Consider the following 24,240-nt stretch of genomic DNA (forward strand, 5'->3'; position numbering starts at 1 on the left):
TAAGAGTTTTACCTGGCACGGGACGACCTTCTTTTCTGGCTTTATCTCGCCAATGATACAAGGTTTGCACCGCGATGCCTTCTTCCCGAGCGACCTCTGCGACCGTTAAATTGTGAGGCGGTAATAATTTTTTAAGGATCGCCTCTTTACGTTCTGGTGAATACCGAGCCATATCGTTCTCATTTGCCGCGCCCTGTCTTTAAAAATAATGATTATTTAGGGGTGACAACTATCCTGACACAGGGGGTACCAGTAACTTGTTCCTTTCTCGAGTATCGTGTTTTGAAGACCAACTCGAGGGCGGTTTAACACCAAGCTACATAATGGTAAGTAACGGAATGGCTAATCTCCTTAGCCAAATTGTTTGCAGTATGCCGTCAGCGACTAAGCCAACTCCTGAAGAAGTAGAAAAGCAAACAATTCAGAGACGAAAGCTAGAAGATGAGTATGAAAATCGCAAATACAATACTGTTTTTGGATCTTTCAAGCATGATGAAGTTGAGTATGAAACGGTATTTAAGCAGCATCGTCACTGGGTCGATGTTAGCTGTTGGCATGCGAATAAATCTGAAAGTATGGCAATGTGGAAAATTTATGGTGGTTCCACAAACTCAGTTTGTGTAGTCACTGATGTCGAGCACTTGAAAAACGCAGTGATATGTTTGCCTGAATACAACCTTGTTCTTTCACCTGTCCATTATATCTCGCATGATGATGAGCCTTTTAAGGAATACCATGGGTTAGCTCCTTTAATGCATAAGTCAGACTTTTATGCTTTTGAGAATGAAGTTCGCCTAATGGCTTATAAACCTTCAGCGAAGCTGCTCTCAACTCGTCCAGAAGGTGATCGCGGTACTATTGTAAAAGTGAACCTGAATACACTGGTACGAGAGGTGCGAGTTGCGCATGATGCTCCTGAATGGTTTTTCCAACTTGTTGACTCAGTGACTAAAAAGTTTGGCGTAGGTGCACCTGTCGTGAGATCAAAAATGCGTAAACTGCCAATGTTCTCGCTATAGATTAGCTAACAAACGCTTCAAGAGGGACTGCCAACGCGTAGTATTTTTACTATGCGTTTTTTTCGTTAATATGGTGTTATGAGGAAAGTTGGCAGTAGCGTTGTCTGTCCTTTAAGCGAGCGTTACCAATAGAAATTCTTATTCGAAACTCACTAATTCGAGCTGAAAGTCTAACTTGGAAATGTCCCAAAGCTTACTAGAGATTGATCAATATTTATTGTCACTTCTACCGTCTTGTTGGTAGTGATTTTCCTCAAACTTGATAAAACTTTAGCTTTTTAATGGCTATGAATAGCTTAAAAAGGCACATTTCCACTCAAATTATTATCCACCAACAATTAGGGTATAACCAATAAAAATCCTCTTCCTACATAGGGTAAGAAGAGACTTTTACTGCCTATCCGGCAGTTTACTGTATTAACATAAACGTCGAAACGATTGTTTTTATTTTCAGCTGCCTATTCGGCAGGTCACTTTAGGGTGTAGTGAACGAAATCGATGTTAAGATTTTCAGCTGCCTATTCGGCAGGTCACAATACGTTTATAAAATAAACCTAAATAAAATCAATTGCTAGAGCCAAAATTCAGAAAATAACCATATAATTTCTCAAACAGATAATTGGCTTTAAAATTAAAACTTTACAGCAACCACCAAACCAAAAGGTCAAATCTTATCTATAAGACGAGATAGCTCCGGTACTGTTCCATTTAGTTGTAAATTGCTAGCAAACCCATAGCTACTAAACAATGGTTCAGTTTGCTCCTTTGCTACCATTTTCTGTATATGAAGAAGGTAATCTTGCTTATTACTACCGCTGTTCATTGCTATACGATGGAAAATGTTAAACTCTCTTGGCTGAGTATGTTTTATAGGATTAAACGTCTCACCTCGAGCTAACGCTCGTTTTTCCAAACGTTTTAAGCGTCTGCGGGCCTCACCAACAAACATCTTTGCAATTGCCTGATTACGTTTGAACATCACTTCAGCACAATCATCAGGTACAACGTCAACGTTACCAAGACTAAAAAAGCCACATTCTTTCATATCTTGAAAATAGGATTGCTGCTTCAGCTCACTCAATACAATTTCATCAGAATGAACAAAAGCAATCACATTACCGATAGACGCGTCTGACCAAGTAGGAAACGTCACCCCAAGACCTTTAATTTCATGTTTGCAGATGTACCCATGCATTACTGAGATACAACGCCCCATTAGCAAGGCCAAGTTTGCTTCTTGTGGTAAGAAACGCACCATAAAATAGTAGCGCTGCATATTATGCCTTCTTCGTTTCGGCTTTCTTCTGGAACATGCCACCCTTTATCAGGACAGCAAAAAGATAGTAAATATTAGGATGAATTGAATGGCCTGACTCTGCGACCTGTTGCTTGAGTTCAGCTAAATACAGCTCTGTATTTACAAATAAGGTATAAAAACTCAGTGCAGATTCAGGTGAACGCCGTGCAATACTCAGCTCTTTGTCTGCACCGTACTCATGTACTCGTAATCGTTTAACATCGTCCTGATCCCACCAATTATCGATTGATTGAATAGCCGCACCTATCTTAACCGAATTAAAACTCACCGCATAACGGCCATCAGTACATTTAACCTTAGTAAACTGTTTTGAAGTTTCACCTTCTGCGGACTTTTCACCAAAGGTTTGGCTTGGGTAGATCTCTTGGCAAAAGACAGTCTCAATTTTTGCCGTAATATCAGCGTTCCAAAATACATTCGGATCAGTCAAAGCTAAGTGCATCTCTTTACTTAATTCATCAAGAATAGTCAGGGCTTCATCAGACCAAATATTCCAAGCTAACTGCCTCGTGTTACTGATTTGATAACACTTTCCCGCACTGGTTTTAATATCTATTTGAGTATTACCAGAGTTTTGATTACGCCAGAGCCAAGTTCCTAACAGCAGATTTTTACAAAAACGGGTCGCCAGCTCTTGGTAACCGTCGCACTCCTTAAATGCTGCGGACAATTTTTCAAGCAAAGTAGAAACTTCAGGATCGCTGCAGCCAGAAGGTTTGAGCGAGTTAGCTTGTACTCTTAGCGAGAAGCGGCAATAGATGTGTTCTACATTTGGCGGAACATAACACTCTTCAATAGTTAGAGGATTACAGTGTGTAAGGTCCTGGGGTGCTAAGTTTTTCGATTTAAATTGAGGAGTAAATGCTTCAGTGAATCCAGCTTTTTGACCACGTATACGAGTGATTTCAGCTTCAAGAGGAACAAAATCAGAATCGGCCGTTTTATAGAAAAATACCGCCTTACTTGGGTAGAGGGATCGGTCATACTTTAAAACATTGCATAGCTCCATAAACCTTCCTTAAATCCGTTTCATCAGCATTGAATGCTCTTTTGCCTCTAACATCCAAAACGCTCTCTTAAAATAGTTTATTTGCCCCTGTAACCTTATCTCAATTGCCGATGCACACTCAACTACGCCAAGCGCTGGTTCAGCATAGCAATGTAAAGGCTCTAGGCTACCGACTCGGCTAACGGGTTCAGTTAATGGTAAATAGCCAAGCATAGTGGGACACAGCGAAGAATTTTTATCTAGCAGAAACAGAAGATCACTAACATTACCCATTGAATATCTAGTCGGCATAATCCATTTTCCTGACATAGGCAGTCTTTTCAATATTGAAAAAAGTTCAGCTTCGGATTGATAAAGCTGGCACCACGCATCAACAGCATCTAACTCGGGAGGATGCATTACTCCACCGGCAAAGTTCGCCGGAAAACTTGCTTTCAACATTTCAGTTTGATTATCTAAGATAGCTAAGTCGTCTTCATAACCATCAATGTGAATGACAAGATCAAACACTAAATCACAATATCGATTATCAATTATTCCAGCTCGCCTAAATTGATTCTCTTTCGCTCCTTGCATGCCGAACTCAGGCAGTTTTTTGCCCGAGACAGATGAGTACTGACGAATAAACCACGAAAATGAGGTTAATCTAAGCTGAGTACCCAAGCCTTCGTTTAATCGCCGCTGGTAGTTATGCATCATTCCCCAAACAGCAGTGAGAGATGGAATGCCAACACAATAGGGATTAGATAAAGCTTGGGCATCAAACACCCGAATACCTTTCAAATGTAAATATCGCTGGAAATGCTCATCCTCTTTTTGTGGCAAAGGTTCTTTATAAGCCAAATGAGTTAAGAACCATTTCAAGCTATTTCGAAGATAGGGCATCAATCTCTGGTGAAAGGCATACTGACTTATCGTTGCAGAATGCGACATCACCGAATTTAATCTACCGAACAGAGGCATCAGTAACTCAGGTAATAGCTCATTCTCAAAGGTTAAAAACTGATATTCTAATGAGCCATTAATAGGCTCAAGCTCGCTAAGAAGAATCAGCCCCTCTTTAACCTCTAATCGCCATTCCAACATTGGCGCAAGCCACTCAGATAACATCGTTCTTATCTGTCTAAGGTTAGCGACTTTTTGTTGCCTGCGTTGCTTTAACGCCAACGCTGATTCACTCGATAACAGATCATCCAATACCCTCACAAATCGAGGCTGTGACAATACATTTTGATTCAATACATCCTGACCAGATAAGACCCTAGCCAGTAAATTATCGCCTAATCCGTGAGTTTTTTTATTAATACGAGGCGGATAATTCAGGGCTTTAACATTACCGCCAAGAGATGCGACTAGCTCACTAACTGCCGCGGGGCGAATAAACTCAAGACTGGTATATCGGCCCTGTTTTTTGATTGCTACTTGCTGGAGTTCAGACTGAAGTGCATGGCTTACAACGGGGGTAATAGCTATATATCCATCACGGTATGGCATTCGAACCTGTATGGAGTATTTATCGACTCTATCTGGGCTTAACTGCGCAGGTAAAAAATGCTTCACCCTGCCGCAAATATTCATAAACTGTTGAACAGGCATGCCAAGTTCTTGAAAAGCCTCTTTCCAGTGTTTTGGTGCTTCACACATTAACGTTGCAAGGCAAGTTACTTTACCTTGCCAAATAAACTGGCAGCCAAACAGCTTGGCAAAATTGACTTTAGCACTGTCATGAGACCACCCTAAAGTACGCTGGCAATTAGCGCTACTCAGTATATTGGGATGTAATTGAGGACTGGGGGCAACGAGCCTTTGTTTACTGACCCGAATATCTGGGTACTTGAGATTATGGGTATGCAGCCATTGTACTTCGTCAATGCAAACATCAATATGGGTTTGGTTGTTAACAGTTGTTCTAGCTAACCTTTTATCGAGTAAGTCATCCACCAACTTTTTCGGATAGGTAAGATTAAGCAAAATAATTAGGGCAGAGCTTTCCTCGCCAGTCACATCTAACGGTTCTGTATAAGCAGCAAATGTACGCCTCAACGCTGCCGAACGTGCTTGAACATTTTCAATATCTAGCAGTTCTCGCAAATGTAATTTCTTTACCATGCCGATAAGTACATCCCCTGTCTATCACTGCCGAAGCTGCTTTTATACTCGATCACTTGCCTTAAATAAAAAATACCAATATGTGGATCAATCCTCTGCTTCATTTTTTGCCTAAACGCCGACGTTAATATCCCATCTTGATGAAGCCGATAAACTTGCTCTTGGGTTGTTGACAGTAAAACCGCTGTTTCTGCAACTGACACTAGCGTATCAGCCACATTAGGCTTTTTCGATTTTGGATGTAGCTCAACCAATCTTTGCAAATAACGCATTAAAGCAACATAGATAAAATGTGGATCTTTATCCTCTGGATACAAACAGCGGGAATGCAGAATTAACTCACCATAAATAAATCGAAATGCAGTGTGGTTAAATAGCTTTATCAGTCTTAATTCAGCGCCCTGCGTCAGTTTGTCTAGCTCTTGATAAAAGTTTTCAGGCCAGTTATCAAAATACTCCAACGCATCGCTAAAAGAAGCTTCTTTACTTTTGCAATAACGCTTTTCATACCAAAGTAGAGCCGCAAGCCGATGAGTCACAGATACTTCATGAAGAAGCGGATTTATAGAGGTAACATCACCACCAATAAGGCTCCTCGCTAACATGAGATCTGGCTGTTTAGCGCGAACAATTTCCGCTTTTGAAAGCTCAAATCCACAGGAACAATAGCCAATTGATTTATTCTCAATATAGTTGAGCGGTGCTTTGCATTCGGGGCAATGATGGATCAACGTGCACTCATGCTTGGCACAGGCAGCATATGGTTTTAAATGCCAAACTTGCCGAATATAAGGCTCATCCTTTAAGCATTGAGGGCAAACGGGCAAACTCTCAACATCATCCTCATTTGCATAACGGATAAAACTTAAAGGAATATCGACACCATTACGATGCACGGCAGCGTTAGGCCCAATAAAGACTCTGTTCGATCTAAATAGGGCTATTTTCTCGAGTTCATGGGGAGGTAGACCAAGAAGGGATTCAAGTAAGCCCAACGCCCTCATCCTAAAATGGCTATTGTGCTTAGCATGATAAATATTGAGGCGTTTTAGCTCGATAGGGAAAGCCCCATGTGCCTCGAAGTCTAGCTCATGAAGCTCTTCTCTGATAGCCAGACTGAGCTGCTGATAAGAATCAAAAAAGTTCTCCGATACGATTCGAAGCAAATAACTTTCAAGCGATTCATCAATAAATGCACGCGCTCTAGGGGAAAATAAAAATGCCATCACCAACCAACAACTAAGAAATCCTTAGCAAAACAAAATAGAGCAGTCACATAAAAATAGCAAATGGTGAGTAATGATTCTTTGTAGTTACCATGGCGCCGGCAGCAATACTGCATACTCTAAGCTAAGCTCACTTTTGGACAATTATTAGCTAGTTCATAGGCTCTGATCATTTAATTCCTACAATGCGAAAGCATGAAAGCTCTGTATTTGTCCCCACCTATTAGTGAATAATTAATCCGAGGTCAGTTTAAGCCATCGCCCTAAACCTACCAAAGTAGGTTAAGCAGGAATCCGTACAAGCTACGATGTCGGCAGTGTCCTATTTGGGAAATGTTTTTATAAAAAAATCAAATTAATACGCCCATTCAAAAGCTTGACAAGAATATATGCTATCAAGCTTTTATTTTTATGATATCTTTCTGGATAGTATTTGTTCATGAGTTAAACGCCAAATTGGAAAATGAAATTAAACCAAGGGTTCAGGCTCTTGTGCTAAGTGGTGGTGGTGTTCGTGGTTTATATACCATTAAGCTTTTAGCTGAAATTGAGGCTAATATTTCTAATGGAGATCCTAATTACAGCATAGCAAAACACTTCGACATGATATCAGGTACGTCTATTGGTGGTATTTTGGCTTTAGGGCTTGCATCAGGGAAAACTGCGCGCAGATTATTAGAGCTCATCGATTCAAAAAGGTGTGAAATTTTTCCTAGTCCCAATAATAACTTCTGGGCAAAAATCCGGAGAAAGAAAAATCAAGCACTCGGCACCGCTTTTAATCCTCAAGCGTTGAAGGACATAGTTGTTGGTTCTATTGGTGATATCAAGTTAAGAGATCTGCGAACTAAGGTTGTTATCCCTGCTGTTAATGGTACTACAGGACGCCCTAAGGCATTTAAGACGCCACACCATAAAGAGTTTACATTTGATGGTGAGAGGTTAGTGAGTGATGTAGCAATGTCTACTAGCGCTGCCCCTACATATTTTCCTGCTCATTCTTCTAACGATGGACTCATGCTTGATGGTGGATTATTTGCAAATTTACCTAGTTTTATTACATATCATGAGTTGGCGTGTAGTCGATTTCTTGGGATAGACCCAGAACAAATACACATGATGTGTATTGGTACTATGGGAAGTAAGAAAAGATTAGCGGCTAAATCGGCAGGAGATAAAGGGTACCTTAATGAGTGGTCTAATGGACAAGATTTATTAAGTTTAATGATGGATGTATCCGAGTATTGGCAAGTTACGATGGCTTCTCATTATTTGGGTGAGAGGTTAGTTCATATTGATGACCCAAACGTGCATGAAATAGATCTCGCAGATTCAAGTGAGGAGTCAGCTAACCTTTTGAAACGTTTTGGTGCAGATCGTGCACAAAGCTCACTAGGTGATGGAAGAGTGAAAAGCTTTTTCTCTCATCTGGCTCCAAAACCACAGTTCTATGATACGACAGGTGAAAAAATATGAATTTTGATATATCAAAAGCATTAAATCATCCTCAAAATGGCTTTATTGCCGAGATTACTCCTAAACCGGAACAGATCCAAAAATTGAGAGCTATTCGAGAAGAAGTTCGGAACGAGTTAAGGAATAAGTTTACCGAGCTATCAAGTAGCTTCAGTGATATCAATGGTCAAATGCATTACGTTTCCAACGCATCAACGCTTTTCTTATCTGAAGATTTAAAGAAGCTATCTAGTGAGCAAAAGAAATCATTACAAAAATTAAAGCCTAAATTTGCTTCACAAGGATCATTTGTTTATAAAACAATGAACTCACCTTGCCAAGCTCCACAACAAATGGATTTGGATGATGGTATTTACTTGCCGATTGACATGTTTGAAGATAAGCCATTAATAAGCAAAGACCTATTTTTCAATTATGTCGACAATACATTATTAAATTTGGCTAAACGGAAAGGCTGGGGTTTTTCAGATAAAAAAAATACATGTGCACGTTTGATCATTGATGATTTAACACATGTAGATGTCCCGCTCTATGCTGTACCAAAGCAACGACATGAGGCCATGTTTGAAAAAGTTGCGCTAAATGCTTTCGATAGCACGTCAAATTATCTAGAGGCAAGAACTAGGTTAGAACCAAATGAAGTCAATTTGGCACTTCGGAATGAAGAATCTTGGACAGTTAGTGATCCCGCAGTTCTCAATGATTACTTTAAACAAAACTTTAAATTCTATAAAGAGCTTGTTGGAGGCGAAGATGTTTGTCGTCGAGTATGCAGGTATTTAAAAGCTTGGCGTGACCACGCTTTTGAATCAGGTGGGCCATCTTCAGTGGCATTAATGACGTGTGTAGTTCTTTCTTTTCAAGAAATGTCTAGGTCGCGTTCTATGGACAAGTTAAGTGACGGTGAAGCTTTGTTGGAATGTGTCAAATGTTTACCTAGTCAGTTGTTAAACGGTGTACCTAATGATGCAGAGAGAGACAAAGGTGAGTTGTTATTTCCAAAAAAAGAGATGTCAAAATCCGAGATTGATGAAATATACGAATCTGCAATAGAGCTATATCAATCTTTGCAGAATGCGATTATTCACGCAAAAACGAAAAGTGATGCAATCATAAAGCTTCAGAAGTCATTTGGAAGCCGTTTTCCTAGTTTGCTAGATTTACTAACGTCGACAAGCTCTGTTGCGGCTGTAATTCGCTCACAACCCGCAAAAGCTCAACCCCAACCTAATGTGGTAAATCAGGACGCTGGATAATGGGGAAGTTACAATTAGCAGCTAAAGAATTTTTAGCTCATGGTTATATATTCCACCCCAAATTTGGAGGCGATGACTACTGCTTTAGCAAGAGTTTTTCTAAAGCTTCTGGTATATATAAAATTAAATTTGAAATAACAGAAGATTCATTCAATCGAGCTCCTTTCCCAATAGTTGAATCATTGCCAGAACAACTACGTAAACGGAGGCTTCCACATTTACTCTTAGGAAAATACTGCTGCTTATTTAGTGATACATCCATCATAGATCCTCTGAATATCAATAAGTTGGTTTCTAGTTGGTTACACAAGGTAGAAGAAGTTATTGAGCTATGGGAGTCGGGAGACTATAGCGAGGATTATGTCGCTGAGTTTAGCCTTTATTGGGGGGGGATCCCTACTTACCTATTAGAAAGTACATATCTCAACAAAAACTTAGATGTCTATAGCTTTGAAAGAAAGGCTATAAATGGAAATAGCTCTAGGGAGTATGTGGTTGCACCTGAGCGAGAGGTCGCTGAAAAGTGGGCTCATAGTAGAAATTCCGTAGGACTAATTGAATACCGTAACTCAGCTGTATTTGTTGAATTAACTCAAGCCCCATACATCCACTATGATCATCCTTGGCCCCCAGACTCCCTCAAAGATTTTAGTAACTGGCTCTTAATGTCTAGTAATGAGCCTCTGGTACTAGAAAGGCTTCTAGTTGCTTTAGCGAAATTAGGTAAGTGGAGTAAGGGCTGGAATACTTTTGTTGATGTTATTTTCCATTATGACAGAGAATTTTTTGGAGTTTCTTTTAATTTACCGACGGAAAGTCGTAAAGCTATTGTCAACCATTATGGACCTAAATCACGAAGAGGCCGTGGTAAGCAAGCTCGAGAGAAGCTACGTAAGAGAATATTTGATAACTCTAGAGATAAAATATTTCCTCTCGATGTAATGCCATGTTCTCCTGATCATGTGATAGAGCGAAATCGAGCAATTTCTTCTCCTCTTTTGAGCAATAAGAGAATTGCTCTTATTGGGGCTGGAACAATTGGTGGTTATTTAGCTCATAGTTTATCTCAGGTTGGTGCTGGGCATGATTCCGGTCATTTAGTCATTTATGATAATGATGTACTGAAAGTTGGAAATGTGGGTAGGCATATACTAGGGATAAAGTTCATAGGTGAAAGAAAGAGCGATTCACTGAAATATTATCTAGAAGAGCAAGGTCTTGATTTGGATATTCGAGCAGAGGGTAAATTTAACTTGAGCTCAGATTTATCCCGCTTTGATTTAATCTTGGACGCTACAGGAGATCAGGCTTTTTCTCTGAATTTATCTTCAAAAGTTTCCAAATATCGATCTCAAGGTGGGAAAATTCTTCTCATTCACAGTTGGATCTCTGGTTTCGGGCATACAGCGAAATCCATGTTAGATGATGGTATTAATGGTTGCTATGCTTGTCAGTTCGACTACTCAAAGGGTTCAGTCAAAACTGAACTTTATCCTTCCTTTGCAAGTGGAAAGGAGCCTGATGCATCTCATCTATTCAAAAGATCTTGCGGAGAAAATCATTTACCTTTTGGTTCAGAAGCAAGCATGTTAGCTGCTTCATTAGCTGTTCAGTTATTGAGGGGTAGAAACAAGAAAGCCCCTAGTCTCTTGATGAGAAGAGTGTCTAATCAAGCTATTGAATTAAAGGATAAAAAACTTAAAAAAAATCTGGATTGCCCATCATGCAGGAATTAGTTTTGGTCGCTGAAGATGGAACTAAAGTTTTGATCGAAGCGGGAGCTCTGAGTCCAACACTAAAATATCGACAGTTTGAGACTTCATCAAAAGAAGCTGGAGGGATTTTAATTGGTGAATATCGTGGAGATGACCTACGTATTCTTTCAGTAACGGAGCCTGGCGAGTTAGACCAAAGGAGTCGGTGTAGGTTTAGCAGGCGCAGTCCACATCATCAAGAAGCTGCAAATAAAGCTTGGTTAAGTTCCGATTCTATTCAGACTCATATTGGTGATTGGCATACTCATCCACAGGATTATCCATTGCCTTCATTTCTAGATTATAGGGAATGGCGAAAAAAGTTACCTCAAAGACCTATGCTATTGGTTATTCTTGGTCGTAAGGCAAATTGGTATGGAATGTGGAATGGGGAGGTTTTTATAAATGTTACTGAGTATGAGTATTAGTTCTTTTTAGCTCGTAATGACCATGAGTTAACCTATCCGTGTAGTAGTTTCCATTTAACGTTTTGAAGTCATCGTGACCTAGCTTTAGTATAGCTGTTCCATCATAAGGTGTATCTTTGTTTCCATTCTTTTTGGTTGGTATGTTTCGATAGATATAATACAAAATTGGTCGGCCTGACTCAGGATCTTTTTTGGGTTTTGCCAATAAAGTGCTCGACTCCGAATCTTTTGAGACAACCTCCATACTTATGCTTAAAAAATCTTGCTTAATATATGCAGTAGCATAGGCGACCCCACTATCTTTCTCTGAAACCCAATGGATCGACATTTCCCATTTTCCGTTTAAGTCTGGAAAAAAAATGTGGTTCAATTTTGGAAACATACGCCATAGCCACCTCCACCCAAAAGAGAACGAAAGTATAAGTAAAAGGTTCAGTCCTGTAGCTCCTTTTAAAGCTATAACGATATTGGAAAGTATACTGACATCAGGTGTGTGCAGAGCAGTTAGTAATGCTGCGATTATTGCGGCATATAAAACAGCGATGATTACAATTATTTTGCTTATTGGTATTAGGTTTATCATATTTTATGCCAGCATTTTGAGTAAACAGTATTTCCATGTTCAAAAATTATAATACCATTACCTCTGGTTAGAATTCCGGTTAGGAACACACTTTTAACATATGACCCGAATAACGCGGCCATAAATCTACCTCCGAGAACTTTTGAATAATCAACGTTGGCATTTGATATGATTGGTGGAGAAAAATATTGAGCAACATGAGACATCTCAAAATCTTCAGAGATAAAGTGAAAGCCATCGTGATATTCGCTATCGTAGCTTGAAATTTCAAGTAAATCGGAGACCAAATTGTTTGGATTTGTTTTGAAGTTTTGCTGCTGCAGAGGGAATATGGGAATATTTTTTATATCCTTATAAACCACTAGACCAATACCAGAAAAATCATGAGTTGCGAGCTGCTTCACTTGGGTTAAGGTGTCTACAAGCTTAGCTAACACTTCTTGTGAATGGTTTTCCAACATATCTGTAGCAACTAGTCTTTATGTAGTGGTTTATGGAGGATTATTTTAGCATCTTATTCGGTGGCTTGGTATTGTTGGATGATTGAAACCAGTTAGTTATGCTGAATAGCCACATTCGCTAGCTAAGTTTTTAACTCAGTAACCTCGCTCGGATCGATACTTTTCTTTTTTTACTACTTACCAAGATATTAGACTTTTTACTTGCATAGATATTCACTTTCAAAGTGGAAACTTTAAAGTAATGAATGAATATTAGATTTTTTGCACTAGTAAATTTTGTAAAAAAGCACGTTAACTCAAGGTTAGCTCAAATAGACAGTTTTATGGCGAGAATCAGACTTGCCTAGACTGACTCACATACATACTTTAAAACTTTATTCATCCTCAAATCGCAATAACACCGAAAAAATTGCGACGACAAAAAGAGCACGAATAGTTGCGCTTTATTAAGCCTTGTACTTGACAGAACCACTGACTTTAAAAGCATGCATACACCGTCTTCCTGAGGTTTCAGCACCATGACAGGTAATATTTTTTTCTATTTTTTCTTTCTTGCCGCTTATCGCTTCACGTAAAATATTACCCATTGGAAAACCTCCACCTTCACATGATGGATTGGTGCAATTAATGTATTCGCCGCCGGGGCGCTCTAATGTGAGATGATGTGTCACCTGTTCCTTCATCCAGATTAGGCTCTCTAACTCTGTAACATGAATAGACATCTCCTGAATTTCAGGATATGCGTCCTTGAAATCACTTTTTGAGCCGAAAACGAAGTTTGTTTCGTTAAAAATATCAGAAGGCTTCTTCGACATACGCATTCTCCTATATGGCTTAACATTTAATACGCATTTAGCTCATGAGGCGATTAAAACGCGCACTATTAATTCTCTTTTTGCATCCCCTGTATTGCAGGGTTATACATTAGGGCACGCTCAACACTATCATGCCGAATAACCAAGGTCTCATTACCAAGCCAAAAGGCACAATGAGTTGGACTACAGATGATCTGCTTCACACGTATGGGGGTTGGGAGCAACTTTGAATGAAGCATGGCATACGCCCCAAGCTTATCGTTGAACAGGCCTATTTCTTTAACGGCCTGTTCTTTGCCAATTTCTCCAGATAAAACAGTGGCTAACACAAGAGAAAGCACCAATAAAAAGATACCAACACTGTATCCATAAATGATTGTGCTCTTATCTACGAGATTGTGCATAGCTTCTGAAGGGCTATTTTTTAGTTTTAACGAAGCTAATCGGGCAAGAATAATAGATTGCCAATGTTTAACCTTTGGATAAGAAGAGAGTACAGCTGTAACAATTACCGTAAAAACCAATGTGCAAACAGCTATTATCGCGTACAGCATTGGCTTGAAACTAAATATCATCAAAGCAAGGAATCCAGACACTAGAGATTTATCTGATGCGAGTGGGAACTGTGAATCATCAAGGCCAAACACCGCGAGATAACTCTGATGATACGTAATTCCCATAAAATACAATGCCGCAGAAATGACTGGCAATACGGTAAACAGCGTTTGTAGACGAGACTCATTCATAATGCGATTTCACTTGAAATTTTATAGTTAGTTTATTGATAACACTATAAAATGTAGCAAGCAAGTGAATCTAACCTACATTCTCTTTTGAAGATAGTAGCGCCTTTAAAACAATTTGTATTGCAAATTTACCAGCGGCCTCGGCAAGGGGAACTTTGCATTAAGAAGAAGGAAAATAGGCGTATAACCACCACATAGAATGAGTTATAACCGTAGATTAGCGAAACGGAAACTACTAATAAAAACTCAAGAGCAATGTAAATATCCGTGTCTGAAGCACAAACCAGAAAGATCCAAACATACAACAGTGATGAGCTAATATTGATGAGCACATATGTAGACTGAAAATTATGTCGTTCTAGTCAGTGAAAAGCCATGTCTAATCCCCTTAAGACACTCTTTTTCGGTATGTTTTTCATTACCCAATACTGAGGCCAAAACAATTCCTAACTCATTGGCCAAATCACACACCTCAATATCCTTCTGAGGAAGATCACTTAAAACCACCTTGAGCTTAGTCATGAACAATTCAATATCAATCCGATTTGATTCTGAGGCTTTTTCAAGCAAGTAAGCTTCGAGAACAACTGGGTCCTTGAATGCCGCAGCTTTAACTGCTGCAAATGAAATGCCTTTAACTTTATTTTTCACAATTAACCACCTTGGCAGTACTTACTATCTTTCTATTTGGGAAAACTTAAAGCTACATCAGCTCAGCTAAGAACTTTCGACTGAGATATGGTATTTTCCTTTGCCTACTTGACTTGCTACTTAACAGAATTAGCTTAGCAGCATAGAAGCACGGTTACGGCAGCCCTACGCAACTTCGATAACCTCACACTAATAACGGAAGTACGATGAGTTATCTCCAGAAACGGACAGATTCAAATCTAGCTAAAAATCACCACAACTATTTTATGATTTTGTGATTTGCTCTATCAAATTGGACTTTTCTTCTTCTGTCATTTTTTCAAGTAAACATAGCAATTTAGCCGTGCTTTCCGACTCACAAAAAAAGTAAGCGACAGGCACACCTAATTCATCAGCGATAGCCTTTAAAGTCTGGTAGTCAGGTGTATGCTTGCCTTTTTCGTACTGATTCATACGCGCACTCGCAGTACCCACTTCCATACCTAGCTGGATACCCAGCTGTTTTTGACTAATCCCCTTAGCAGTGCGAGCTTGTTTGAGCCTGAGAGGTAATGGATTGATAATTTTATCGGCCACAGCTTCAACATAATTTGTCCTTTGATAACTCAGATTGTCTTAGTTTTTTGACTTAAGGTATACTAAGGAATCCTTAGCTTTTTATCGTTAGTTGTCAAGCTCCACACCAATTACGCAATGCGGGGATATTCGCAGAACGAAATCAAAGTGAAATATTGGAATAACGTCATGGAGTGGCACATTACATATTGAAAATAAAGACTATTGGTAAATATTCTGATGCCGAAAATAATCCGCATAAATGCAACATTACTCACCATTCTTATTGTTGATGAGAAGCAGCAACTCACTGTTACACAAATAAAAAGTCAGATGGTCAGAGTAAATCCTTCGATTTTGCCAAGACAGTCAGAACAAATCGTGCGCCGCACGCTTTCAAAACTCTCAAACATTGGTTTTTTAGAGAAAATAACCTATGGAAAAAAAACTGTTTTTGAGAAAACCTCTCTATTTGATATAACTCGCCTGATGCCGAGTAAACCACGTTTTATGAAAATAGAAATATCACCAATTAAACTCCCTGAAATCGAACAACTTCAAGCTACACTCCATCAATATCAAGAAGGTTTTCACGGTTGTATTGGTGAGGCAGAAGAGTTTAAACGTCTCTACGAAGCACTTCCCAGCTCTAAGATTAATCTTTTCCCCCGTTACTTAGATGCTCGAAATCGAGGCTCTACACTCGCGGGAAAAATCAAAGCCATTGAAGCCTATTTAACCGACCTTAAAGGGCTTTCATAGTGAAATCGAAAGGGGTAACGTTGGCCGTTCACTGAGGATTAGATTTAGAAGCTCGTAGAGTACATCTTCAGGCTAATAGGGAACGCCAGTAGATTGTTACCGTAAAAATGGCTCATTTAGTCAATAGCTGAGCTAGTGTTTTGGGCGTCGAAAATTCACGCGCGACTAACATGTCTTCAGAACTTATAGCATTAGGATTATACCTAGAGGGCTTCACGACCTCTGAAATCAATATGTTATCTAGAGACTGCCTAAACGGATTACTTGAGGGCCTATTTTCATTCTGAAAAATCAAATCATAGGCATCACTAACATGCTCAATATCGAGGTTTTTTGCGTCTTTCCTCAATGCTATTTTTAACGACTCTATCAGTAAATGCTTTAGCAGCCTGTTTTCACCCTTGCATGCTGCAAACAGTGGAATTGCAAAATTCTTATCTTCTAGCTTTGGCGGATTATCAAAAGGCATAAATTTGGCCAAGCTCATTAAATATTGTCGGAAAAACTTGATATCTTTTTGCAGACTAAAATACTCAAGCTTCCTTCTTCGAACTAAACGAGATGACCATTGTGGCTCATCAGCGATTTGTTCGGCCCAAGGCATTCCAACAAGTACAATAGGTATCTTAGCTTCTTCGCTGATGTACTTTAAACCATTAGCTATGTCTTGCCGTTCCGATCCTGTTTTAAACTCAATTAACTCCTGAAACTCATTGATGATTAGCAGCTCAACTTGAGCCTTAGTTAAATTTTCAACTAACTTTTTCCTTAAATCTGTCGCATAACCACGTTTCCTTCTCTGGTAGCTACCAAAATGGTCTAAATCTGCAAGCATTTGAGTTAAGGTGGCATCTAAACCCTTACCACTAGATATCCTGCTCACAAGAACAGGCATAGATTCTCGTCCATAATTTTGGCTGGCCAGAACACTTTTTTTATAGTGATTAACTAGATGACTTTTACCAACACCAGTATCTCCAGTCAGTAGCATGCACTGCTGATCCGATTGAAAAACCCTATTTAGTCTTAATTCATCAAAGTCATTAAAAATGTCTTTGACTAGAGGATGCATAACAAAACAATCACTGAATCTTTGTAACTGTTCAATTTGATGGGGCGATAACATTTTCACTCAAAAGCCTCTACATCATTATCCCAGTGTTCGAGAAGATTACTAATATTAGATTCTGATTTGTTTGGTACAGAAGGGAGCAATTCTTCGCTTTCGAGGCGTATTGTCCCCTGACCTGTATTACTCACATCTGCAAGTTGAGCTTGCTTTTTAAGCCCTGAAATTTTCGCTTTTGTATTAGATATTTGAAACGCTTCTTGCTCTTGTTTAACTCGAGCATGAATAGCCATACGCGCTTTAGCTAATCCCAAATCATCCTTCCCTTCCCGAATAATCTCACGATTAATTTTCTTAATCACTTTATGCTCATGAAGGCTCAAGCCGTGGGTATAATCACTATTATCAGTACAGGGGACTTTAAGATAACCGCCTAATTCCTCGAGGTAAACATGGATACTCGATAGATCATCAGGGTCGACTTTAATGATTTTTTTGATGGTTTTTTTGGTTTGTGGGTAATGCTTTCTGTAATCGGCCAAAGCAGTAGAGTCATACATTAACTCTTCAAATTTGAAACCATTTCTGGTTAATTTTCGCTCATCTGAAATACCCATCAGCACAGTAAACCGTTGTTCGTCCTCTGCACTCATCTTTAGTGGCGGGTAAATATCAAAGCCACGCTGCCACTGTTTTATAGGGATTCGTGTTTCACGTGAGTTTGAATCTTGATGATAAATATCAACAACCCAGCGATGGAATTCTTCAACAAAAGTAGAGAAGCGCATAATGGCGTCTTTTTCCGGTTTATAGTCTTCTTTTGCTAGAATGTTGGAGAAGGTTTTGCCAGGTATCTCAGTTAAAAAATACTCGTTAATCATCCCGAAAAAACGTTCTACAAATGGTTTTAACCAAGGTTTACGAACTGGGTTAATTTGAATGTTAATTCCAGCTTCTTTACACGCATGCTCTAAGCTTTTAGACCAAAACTCTGCTCCATTATCCACAACAAGGGTTTCAAATTTGCCAAAGCAAGGCCACTCATGTTGAAGTTTGATCCCAAGAGCTTCAAATGATTTAGGTTTTATTGCATGTACTATTGCTTTTGCGGCTGAAACATATGAGGGTGCTCGATAACTTAAGTGAAACCCCAAAACACAACCGCTGAAAACATCAACAATCAAAGTTAAATAAGGTCTGCCAATTGGAATAGATAATTCATCGTCAATCAGGATTAGATCTAGTGGAGTGTGATCGATTTCTACCCGTTCTAATATTCGCGTTGGGGGAATATGGGATGAGCAATATGCAAACCATTGATCTGCTTTAAATTTACCATGCCGCGCTACTGCAACAGGATAAGGAGGTAATGACTTTATTCTTTGGTTAAAGCTTTTATAAGAAATGATAGGAATGTGTCCATCAACAATACTCTCATTTTCAATTGTGATGGCATCTCTATAGTATTGATATGCTGTAGATACTCTAGGTCTTTTGGCATCTAGAAAACGAGTTAGTGCTTGCTCAAAAAAAACTTCATCCCCCTTAACTCGACTCGTTCTATTACCCATTTTGTGCCGCTTAACGACTAATGATGCAAGGTCACCATCACTTTCAATGTAGCTTTTACGCCAACGGACTAACGTTCGCCAGTTAGGCCGCTTGTCCATGGCCGTAGTAAAAAGAACATCAAGAATTGGATCTAGATTTTTTTGAGTCCATCCACCAGAAATTTTTTTGTCTATGAAGACAATGAGTTGATATTTGTTTAACGCATTGTCTCTTAAAAATTCAGGGAAGGTATCTAAGTCTCTTTTGACTAATGCTGTATCTTCTAACTTCACATATTGAATGGGGGTATCTGGTTTTTTAACTAATTCAGACTCACTAAATTCATCCTCAAAATCCATCATTCAATGCACCATACCGCTGGATTACAACCAAGATCATCCTGGCTTAAGTTCGCCTTAACCAATCCTTTATGCATAAGGGAATACAAGTGTGAACGGGTTTCCCCTAATGCTAATGATTGCTTTGCAGCCACATCGTTAACACTAATTTTCCCTGTTTTTTTTATAAGATTGAGCAGTTCAACTTGAATATCGCTCAAGCCGTAAACTCCCGAATATCGATGCAAAATTTTAAGATTATTTAGAATCGGGTTTACACGGATTTGACGTTCAGTGACCAAGATAAGATCTGCACCTAAAGACTGAGCAACCGCTTTCTTTGCTAGAAATTTAGCCCTAAAGATTGGATCGAATGTTTTGCTATAAGGTTTATATTCATGGAACTTTACTGTCCCATCAAAAAACTGAATTATCGCATCAGGAGTATAGGGCAATCTTTTGCCCTCAAAAGCGTAATAGAACCCTTCAGGCTGGCTACCAAACACCTCTATACAATCATTGTATTCATGATGAAAGCACGCATCAAATTCCAATGAACTTTCACACATTATCGTTTCGCTAACTTTTGCGCTAGCGAATTTAAATACGTTTTTGTTCGGTGATGGTTTACGTAAGCTTCTTATATACATAAGTATAATTCGAACCAATAGTGTACATTTAGTGTACTGGCATGCAGTTTTTTGTCAATCTATGGGTTATTAATTGTTCAACATACTAATATTAAAGAAAATAGCTTTTGTAACATGATTACAAAAGCCATTTTTATGTCATTGAATGAGTTAAATTTGTCATACTATGGGTACATTATGTCAGTGTATGGGTTCAGCGACAGAAAGCATACTATGTTCGCGATGAGAAAAATATTCCCTATTTCATCGCGGCTTTTACATAGACATCGAAACGGTTTTTTTTGGTTTCAATAACCATATTAGGCTTAACCCCATCCAAATCTTCGGCATAGTCTGGGCGCTTAACGACGACACGTTTAGTTGCTAAGGCTAAAGCTGGGGCGAGTAAACCATCGGCATCTAAATCGGCACCGACTAAGGATTGGAATACACGCATTTCTTTTTTAACAAGGGCCGATTTATCACGGTGGGGGTACATAGGATCGAGGTAAACCACATCCACCTCTTGTGCCAATTTCGATAGTGCTTCTAGGCTAGAACCATGAAATAGGCGCATCCGCTCACGCATCCAATCGCCGATTTCAGCATCTTGATAGGCGCGGCGCAGGCCGTCTTCAAGCAATGCCGCAACCACAGGATGACGTTCAACCATAGTTACAGTGCAACCAAGGCTTGCGAGCACAAACGCATCGCGCCCTAAACCCGCAGTGCCATCAACCACACTCGGTGTTACCCCTTGCTTTAATCCCACCGCTTTAGCGATAGATTGGCCGCGACCACCACCAAACTTACGTCTATGGGCGACGGCACCAGTCACAAAGTCCACCACTATGCCATCGAGCTTAGGCTCATCGCGTTTATGCAGTGATAACGTATCTGATTCAAAACGTAATTCGAAGGTCGCATTCGCATCGTAGACGAGTTGCCAACGTGCACAAATATCCACAAGTGTTGGGTATTGCTGATTGAAAAAAATCGGGGTCACAGGCTGTCTTCTTACCAACGAAAATGATGGCCATTATGCCTAAAAATCTCGTTTATGAATATGCTAGTAAGCAAAACACATCGCCAAACTCATCACTGTCTTAGCCAATTTGTCTCAGTGCGCCCTTAATAATTCAAACAAGTATCACACTGTAATATACTGATTTATAAAGGCGGTAATCTATTTGTATAACAGTTTAGTGATTTATGTTATATGTTACGTCCCCAGCCAACCTGCGTGACTTCCGTACGGGATAAGGACTTTTTTTGCTTCAATGGCTAAAAGGTTTTTTGTTTATCAGGGAGCAAGATTTTTTAAATCCTGACAAAACGATATTAAAAACCAGCTTATTGCGGATTATTCTGCTCAGTGGCGCCATCTTGACCACTAGCATAGTGCTGCATAGCTCTTTAATTGCGTATGAGTTAAACCTCACTTTCATTATCAGCATTACGGTCAGTTTTTTAACCGTACTATTCCTATCTTTATGGTTTACGCGCAAATATTTACTCGTCAGCTCTATCAGCCTGCTGGCGATGGTTATTGCAGCCTGTTTATCTATGCTGTTGTTTATCCCTGACTTCAACTTATCGCAGGTAGGTATTACTTTCTTATATACCTTGCCCTTGATGGCGCTTTTCCTGTTTGGCAGAAAAGTCGCTTTTATTATGATGTGTTTCAACGTATTGCCTTTTTTACTGCTACTGCGTAACCAAAACCTGCCTCCCATTATCGATATTGATATCAGCCTACCTGCGACCCACGCTTATCTAAACGGTTTGCTGTTTATGTTTTTTAATATCTGTATCCCGTTGTCGGCGATGCGTCTGCTAAAAACCCAGAAAATCCATGCGCAGCAAATGATCCAGCATCAAAATGCACTGCAACATACATTAGACCAATATGCTGAAATATTTGAAAATAATGGTACAGCCTCTTTCTTCTGCAATGAGGATGGAGTCATTCTCAACCTGAATAATGCCGCGAGGGAAATCGCTAGAGAAGTCACACTAAACCGCACTCGCCTATGTGACATTTTTGAACTTACCGAAGATACCAGCACGAATTTACTGGCGGCGTCGTTTCCGACCCATTTAAAGAACAATAACAGCACTAAATATCTGCTGCAGAAAGCCTCATTACAGCACCATGATACTTTGTTGTTTCACTGCCACGATGTCACAGAACAGGCAAACCATGCGATTGAGCTGAGTCGACTTAAAAAGCACCACATCAGCACGCATTTCTATGATTTAGTGACAGGATTACCCAACGAAAATCACTGGTATAACCCAGCGCCAAGCTTGATCCATAAGGAAATGACCGTAGCCTTAATCAAAATTGATAATCTTAGCCAAATTAATGCTGCTTTCGGTATCAGCGTCGGAGATGCCATCCTAAAAGCCTTTGCTATTGAACTCAAAAATCGCTTTGGTCATATCGCAAAAATATACCGATTTAGAGGAGCATCGTTTGCACTCGAGTTTACTAGCCTGCCGCTTATCTCCCCTGAAAACCTAGCGCTACAATTACGCGAGCGTATTCCAACAAACCTACAACTTAAGCAAGAACAACAGACTGAATATCATCTCGAGTGCAGAGTCGGTTGCAGCTCTGGTAATAAAGCCTCACCGCAGCAAGCCGCGGAGCAATGTTTAATTGCCATAAAACAAACCACCCAAGCTAGCCCAGTGATGGTGTATTACATTGGTTTGATTAACAATCTGCTCGAAGCTTCATCGCAAAAAGCCAGAATCCGTGACGCGCTGAAACACAACCGCCTTGAAATGTGGCTGCAACCTAAAGTGATGGCCAATGGCCACATTACTAGCTTTGAAGCGCTAGCCAGAATGTTTGACGAAGACGGCACTATGATCATGCCGAACACTTTTATCCCCATCATAGAGTCATCTCAATTGCAGGCGATTTTTGCGATAAAAGTCTTCAGGCAATTACTACAACTGATCCGTTCTTGGCCTAAGAATGTGCCTCTGGTTAGGATAGCCTTTAATTTATCAGGGCAAGATATTCTGTCGGATCGCTTCTTTAAGGTGTTGATCCAAACCTATATGAATCATCCTGAACTCATCCCATTGTTGGAAATTGAAATTACTGAAACCTCTGTATTTTCAACCCATAAAGAAACAGGCCGACGCCTAAACACCTTAGCTCGCATGGGGGTTTCTATCGCCATTGACGATTTTGGCACTGGCCATGCGTCATTAAGCCAGCTCATTGATATCAGTGCCGACACGATTAAAATCGACCGTTACTTTGTCAGTCAAATGGGCATTAGTGAACGCCATACCCAAATTGTTAACGCCGCCATCCTGTTAGCCAAGAGCTTAAAACTCAACGTCATTGCCGAAGGTATCGAAACCGAAGCCCAGTTATTGCAACTCACTGCGCTAGGATGCGAACAATTTCAAGGTTATTTATTCGGTAAACCCGCACCAGCGAATCTCTGGCTGAAAACCTTTCAAATGCAAACCCCCACACATTGGTTTGCCAATAAAAAGAGCGCCAACTGAGGCATTAAATTTACGCCTAGAACCATCGCAGGTATAATTGCCGACTGGCATTTGCCTCTCTTTGCTATGTTTGCAAATTACTAGGATTACCCCATGTTAAGTTACCGCCATGGTTATCACGCTGGCAATTATGCCGATGTGTTGAAACACGCCATCTTGCTACAAACCTTGCAGCTGATGCACAAGAAAGACAAACCACTCGTGTATATCGATACCCACGCAGGTGCGGGTGGTTATGCTTTAAGCGATGAATTTGCACAGAAAACCGGTGAATACCTCGAAGGTGTAGCTAAGCTTTGGGATAAAACTGACTTACCACAATCGCTGCAGGACTATGTCGCCGCCGTGCGCCATTTTAATGAAGAAAATCCAGACGAACTCAACTTCTACCCAGGTTCACCCGCCATTATCGACATGGAGCTAGGGCCTAAAGATCGCATGGTGCTGCACGAGCTGCACAGCACTGATTATGTGTTATTGGATGATTATTTCTGTGAAGACAGACAAGTTAAAGTGATCAAAGGTGATGGTTTAAAAGGCCTTATCGCCGCAGTACCACCATTAGAGCGTCGTGCTCTGGTGCTAGTCGATCCTAGCTACGAGATGAAAACCGACTACCAAGATGTGGCCGAAACCCTGATAAAAGCGCACAAGCGTTTTGCTACAGGTGTGTTTATCCTGTGGTATCCAGTCGTAAATCGTGCTCAGACCGAAGGTATGTTATCGCGCCTCGCCAGCAGTGGCATTAAACGTCAGTTGAGAATTGAACAAGCCATTAAGCCCGATTCAGATGAATTTGGCATGACTGCGGCAGGATTATGGATCATCAATCCACCTTGGCAGTTAGACGAAATCGCAACAGAATTAATGGATTACTTGGGTAAAACACTTGGACAAGTGGACGGTAACATTACCGTAAAATGGGAAGTCGGCGAGTAACCTTCGACT

At 40.0% G+C, this 24,240-nt stretch carries 23 protein-coding genes; 8 read left to right on the forward strand and 15 right to left on the reverse strand.

The features are described from left to right. Positions 1 to 172: transposase (locus tag L5M51_RS17275; protein ID WP_263173358.1), on the reverse strand; the 172-nt coding region annotated here is incomplete at its 3' end. Between the two features lie 166 nt (positions 173 to 338). Here L5M51_RS17275 and L5M51_RS17280 point away from each other — a divergent pair. Beyond that, positions 339 to 1,019, forward strand: coding sequence for a DUF2971 domain-containing protein (locus tag L5M51_RS17280; protein WP_263173862.1), 681 nt, complete (start codon positions 339 to 341; stop codon positions 1,017 to 1,019). 664 nt (positions 1,020 to 1,683) lie between these two features. Here the strand turns inward: L5M51_RS17280 and cas6f are convergent. Genes cas6f through L5M51_RS17300 form a run of 4 tightly spaced genes read right to left on the reverse strand, consistent with a single transcriptional unit; the run spans position 1,684 to position 6,681 of the window. Then, the gene (gene cas6f, locus L5M51_RS17285; RefSeq protein WP_263173864.1) at positions 1,684 to 2,295 is read right to left on the reverse strand and encodes a type I-F CRISPR-associated endoribonuclease Cas6/Csy4; all 612 of its coding nucleotides are present in this window, start codon (positions 2,293 to 2,295) and stop codon (positions 1,684 to 1,686) included. 1 nt (position 2,296) lies between these two features. Then, the gene (csy3, locus tag L5M51_RS17290) at positions 2,297 to 3,346 is read right to left on the reverse strand and encodes a type I-F CRISPR-associated protein Csy3 (RefSeq protein ID WP_263173867.1); all 1,050 of its coding nucleotides are present in this window, start codon (positions 3,344 to 3,346) and stop codon (positions 2,297 to 2,299) included. Between the two features lie 9 nt (positions 3,347 to 3,355). Further along, positions 3,356 to 5,455 carry a type I-F CRISPR-associated protein Csy2 gene (locus L5M51_RS17295; RefSeq protein WP_263173868.1) on the reverse strand — a complete coding sequence of 700 codons (2,100 nt, stop codon included), beginning with the start codon at positions 5,453 to 5,455 and terminating at the stop codon, positions 3,356 to 3,358. After that, positions 5,449 to 6,681: a TniQ family protein gene (locus L5M51_RS17300; RefSeq protein ID WP_263173869.1), complete on the reverse strand. Its 1,233-nt coding sequence runs from the start codon at positions 6,679 to 6,681 to the stop codon at positions 5,449 to 5,451. Before L5M51_RS17300 ends, L5M51_RS17295 begins: the two co-directional genes overlap by 7 nt. A gap of 456 nt (positions 6,682 to 7,137) precedes the next feature. Here L5M51_RS17300 and L5M51_RS17305 point away from each other — a divergent pair, with 456 nt between their 5' ends. From L5M51_RS17305 to L5M51_RS17320, 4 genes are read left to right on the forward strand one after another with little or no spacing between them, the layout of a single operon-like run. After that, a complete protein-coding gene (locus tag L5M51_RS17305) occupies positions 7,138 to 8,157 on the forward strand; it encodes a CBASS cGAMP-activated phospholipase (RefSeq protein WP_263173871.1) in 1,020 nt (339 codons plus the stop codon). After that, on the forward strand, positions 8,154 to 9,413 hold the full coding sequence (locus L5M51_RS17310; protein WP_263173873.1) for a CBASS cGAMP synthase: 1,260 nt from the start codon (positions 8,154 to 8,156) through the stop codon (positions 9,411 to 9,413). The genes L5M51_RS17305 and L5M51_RS17310 overlap by 4 nt, the downstream gene beginning before the upstream one ends. Then, positions 9,413 to 11,149, forward strand: coding sequence for a ThiF family adenylyltransferase (locus L5M51_RS17315; RefSeq protein WP_263173874.1), 1,737 nt, complete (start codon positions 9,413 to 9,415; stop codon positions 11,147 to 11,149). The genes L5M51_RS17310 and L5M51_RS17315 overlap by 1 nt, the downstream gene beginning before the upstream one ends. After that, positions 11,137 to 11,595 (forward strand): Mov34/MPN/PAD-1 family protein, encoded by a 459-nt coding sequence (locus tag L5M51_RS17320; protein ID WP_263173876.1) that lies wholly within the window; start codon positions 11,137 to 11,139, stop codon positions 11,593 to 11,595. Before L5M51_RS17315 ends, L5M51_RS17320 begins: the two co-directional genes overlap by 13 nt. Here L5M51_RS17320 and L5M51_RS17325 read toward each other — a convergent pair. The 6 genes from L5M51_RS17325 to L5M51_RS17350 form a co-directional block, all read right to left on the reverse strand. Beyond that, positions 11,576 to 12,178 carry a hypothetical protein gene (locus L5M51_RS17325; RefSeq protein ID WP_263173877.1) on the reverse strand — a complete coding sequence of 201 codons (603 nt, stop codon included), beginning with the start codon at positions 12,176 to 12,178 and terminating at the stop codon, positions 11,576 to 11,578. The genes L5M51_RS17320 and L5M51_RS17325 overlap by 20 nt on opposite strands. Then, positions 12,175 to 12,639: a hypothetical protein gene (locus L5M51_RS17330; RefSeq protein ID WP_263173879.1), complete on the reverse strand. Its 465-nt coding sequence runs from the start codon at positions 12,637 to 12,639 to the stop codon at positions 12,175 to 12,177. The genes L5M51_RS17325 and L5M51_RS17330 overlap by 4 nt, the downstream gene beginning before the upstream one ends. A 446-nt stretch (positions 12,640 to 13,085) precedes the next feature. Beyond that, positions 13,086 to 13,454, reverse strand: coding sequence for a hypothetical protein (locus tag L5M51_RS17335; RefSeq protein ID WP_263173881.1), 369 nt, complete (start codon positions 13,452 to 13,454; stop codon positions 13,086 to 13,088). Between the two features lie 68 nt (positions 13,455 to 13,522). Beyond that, positions 13,523 to 14,200 (reverse strand): hypothetical protein, encoded by a 678-nt coding sequence (locus L5M51_RS17340; protein ID WP_263173882.1) that lies wholly within the window; start codon positions 14,198 to 14,200, stop codon positions 13,523 to 13,525. A 348-nt stretch (positions 14,201 to 14,548) separates the two neighbouring features. Next, positions 14,549 to 14,851, reverse strand: coding sequence for a hypothetical protein (locus L5M51_RS17345; protein WP_219251418.1), 303 nt, complete (start codon positions 14,849 to 14,851; stop codon positions 14,549 to 14,551). 264 nt (positions 14,852 to 15,115) lie between these two features. After that, a complete protein-coding gene (locus tag L5M51_RS17350; protein WP_011718593.1) occupies positions 15,116 to 15,427 on the reverse strand; it encodes a helix-turn-helix domain-containing protein in 312 nt (103 codons plus the stop codon). Positions 15,428 to 15,646: 219 nt separating this feature from the next. Between L5M51_RS17350 and L5M51_RS17355 the strand changes: the two genes are divergently transcribed. Continuing rightward, a complete protein-coding gene (locus tag L5M51_RS17355; protein ID WP_263173884.1) occupies positions 15,647 to 16,168 on the forward strand; it encodes a hypothetical protein in 522 nt (173 codons plus the stop codon). A 112-nt stretch (positions 16,169 to 16,280) separates the two neighbouring features. Here the strand turns inward: L5M51_RS17355 and L5M51_RS17360 are convergent, their stop codons facing one another. The 4 genes from L5M51_RS17360 to L5M51_RS17375 form a co-directional block, all read right to left on the reverse strand. Beyond that, the gene (locus L5M51_RS17360; RefSeq protein ID WP_263173952.1) at positions 16,281 to 17,294 is read right to left on the reverse strand and encodes a TniB family NTP-binding protein; all 1,014 of its coding nucleotides are present in this window, start codon (positions 17,292 to 17,294) and stop codon (positions 16,281 to 16,283) included. Between the two features lie 2 nt (positions 17,295 to 17,296). After that, the gene (locus tag L5M51_RS17365; RefSeq protein WP_263173886.1) at positions 17,297 to 19,150 is read right to left on the reverse strand and encodes a transposase family protein; all 1,854 of its coding nucleotides are present in this window, start codon (positions 19,148 to 19,150) and stop codon (positions 17,297 to 17,299) included. Beyond that, positions 19,147 to 19,680: a TnsA endonuclease N-terminal domain-containing protein gene (locus tag L5M51_RS17370; RefSeq protein ID WP_263173887.1), complete on the reverse strand. Its 534-nt coding sequence runs from the start codon at positions 19,678 to 19,680 to the stop codon at positions 19,147 to 19,149. The genes L5M51_RS17365 and L5M51_RS17370 overlap by 4 nt, the downstream gene beginning before the upstream one ends. A 334-nt stretch (positions 19,681 to 20,014) precedes the next feature. Beyond that, a complete protein-coding gene (locus tag L5M51_RS17375; RefSeq protein ID WP_105250692.1) occupies positions 20,015 to 20,761 on the reverse strand; it encodes a class I SAM-dependent methyltransferase in 747 nt (248 codons plus the stop codon). A 266-nt stretch (positions 20,762 to 21,027) separates the two neighbouring features. Between L5M51_RS17375 and L5M51_RS17380 the strand changes: the two genes are divergently transcribed. After that, a complete protein-coding gene (locus L5M51_RS17380) occupies positions 21,028 to 23,292 on the forward strand; it encodes a GGDEF domain-containing phosphodiesterase (RefSeq protein ID WP_263173888.1) in 2,265 nt (754 codons plus the stop codon). Between the two features lie 93 nt (positions 23,293 to 23,385). Beyond that, entirely contained in the window at positions 23,386 to 24,231 is an 846-nt protein-coding gene (locus L5M51_RS17385) for a 23S rRNA (adenine(2030)-N(6))-methyltransferase RlmJ (protein ID WP_212599480.1), read from the forward strand. The last annotated feature ends 9 nt before the right edge of the window (positions 24,232 to 24,240 follow it).

The sequence above is a fragment of the Shewanella sp. SM73 genome, from assembly GCF_025653795.1.
Classification (GTDB): Bacteria; Pseudomonadota; Gammaproteobacteria; order Enterobacterales; family Shewanellaceae; genus Shewanella; species Shewanella oncorhynchi.

What these genes read in the sequence shown, in the direction of transcription:
- L5M51_RS17365 (WP_263173886.1), bottom strand. Translation starts at nt 19,150, where the DNA reads ATGATGGATTTTGAGGATGAATTTAGTGAGTCTGAATTAGTTAAAAAA.
- L5M51_RS17300 (WP_263173869.1), bottom strand. Translation starts at nt 6,681, where the DNA reads ATGGCATTTTTATTTTCCCCTAGAGCGCGTGCATTTATTGATGAATCG.
- L5M51_RS17385 (WP_212599480.1), top strand. Translation starts at nt 23,386, where the DNA reads ATGTTAAGTTACCGCCATGGTTATCACGCTGGCAATTATGCCGATGTG.
- L5M51_RS17320 (WP_263173876.1), top strand. Translation starts at nt 11,137, where the DNA reads ATGCAGGAATTAGTTTTGGTCGCTGAAGATGGAACTAAAGTTTTGATC.
- cas6f (WP_263173864.1), bottom strand. Translation starts at nt 2,295, where the DNA reads ATGCAGCGCTACTATTTTATGGTGCGTTTCTTACCACAAGAAGCAAAC.
- L5M51_RS17315 (WP_263173874.1), top strand. Translation starts at nt 9,413, where the DNA reads ATGGGGAAGTTACAATTAGCAGCTAAAGAATTTTTAGCTCATGGTTAT.
- L5M51_RS17335 (WP_263173881.1), bottom strand. Translation starts at nt 13,454, where the DNA reads ATGTCGAAGAAGCCTTCTGATATTTTTAACGAAACAAACTTCGTTTTC.
- L5M51_RS17280 (WP_263173862.1), top strand. Translation starts at nt 339, where the DNA reads ATGGCTAATCTCCTTAGCCAAATTGTTTGCAGTATGCCGTCAGCGACT.
- L5M51_RS17330 (WP_263173879.1), bottom strand. Translation starts at nt 12,639, where the DNA reads ATGTTGGAAAACCATTCACAAGAAGTGTTAGCTAAGCTTGTAGACACC.
- L5M51_RS17360 (WP_263173952.1), bottom strand. Translation starts at nt 17,294, where the DNA reads ATGTTATCGCCCCATCAAATTGAACAGTTACAAAGATTCAGTGATTGT.
- L5M51_RS17340 (WP_263173882.1), bottom strand. Translation starts at nt 14,200, where the DNA reads ATGAATGAGTCTCGTCTACAAACGCTGTTTACCGTATTGCCAGTCATT.
- L5M51_RS17355 (WP_263173884.1), top strand. Translation starts at nt 15,647, where the DNA reads ATGCCGAAAATAATCCGCATAAATGCAACATTACTCACCATTCTTATT.
- L5M51_RS17295 (WP_263173868.1), bottom strand. Translation starts at nt 5,455, where the DNA reads ATGGTAAAGAAATTACATTTGCGAGAACTGCTAGATATTGAAAATGTT.
- L5M51_RS17310 (WP_263173873.1), top strand. Translation starts at nt 8,154, where the DNA reads ATGAATTTTGATATATCAAAAGCATTAAATCATCCTCAAAATGGCTTT.
- csy3 (WP_263173867.1), bottom strand. Translation starts at nt 3,346, where the DNA reads ATGGAGCTATGCAATGTTTTAAAGTATGACCGATCCCTCTACCCAAGT.
- L5M51_RS17325 (WP_263173877.1), bottom strand. Translation starts at nt 12,178, where the DNA reads ATGATAAACCTAATACCAATAAGCAAAATAATTGTAATCATCGCTGTT.